Source organism: Micrococcus sp. GbtcB5, from assembly GCF_019091605.1.
GTDB lineage: Bacteria > Actinomycetota > Actinomycetes > Actinomycetales > Micrococcaceae > Micrococcus > Micrococcus luteus.
This window is the reverse complement of sequence record NZ_JAGXJK010000173.1, coordinates 1-279: the sequence shown is the minus strand read 5'-3', so window position 1 is coordinate 279 and position 279 is coordinate 1. Positions and strand designations below refer to the sequence as shown.

General features: G+C 79.9%; 1 protein-coding gene. It reads left to right on the top strand.

The annotated features are described in order from the left end of the window. The coding region (locus tag KVS67_RS11905) for a hypothetical protein (RefSeq protein WP_217565439.1) at window positions 1-279 on the top strand (279 nt) is incomplete at both ends.

The following is a 279-nucleotide window of genomic DNA, read 5'->3' as shown; positions in this document are numbered from 1 at the left end:
TCTGGCTCGGCGCGCCGTCCTGGCGAACCGCCTCCGCGCGGCGGACGTGGACGCGGAGCCGTGTACCGCCGTCGAGTTCGGCGAGCTCCAGGCGGCCATCGCCGCGGGCCTGGAGGCGCCGCCCGAGCACCCGGGGCCGAGCCACGCCCAGCTGACCGAGCTCAGCCGCCTGCGGGGGGCGGTGCGCGAGCTCGAGGCGGACATCACGGCCCTGCGCCGCCGCCGCAGCACCGTGCCCCGGCCCCTGGCGGCGGTCCGGGAGGACCAGGCGGGGCACCT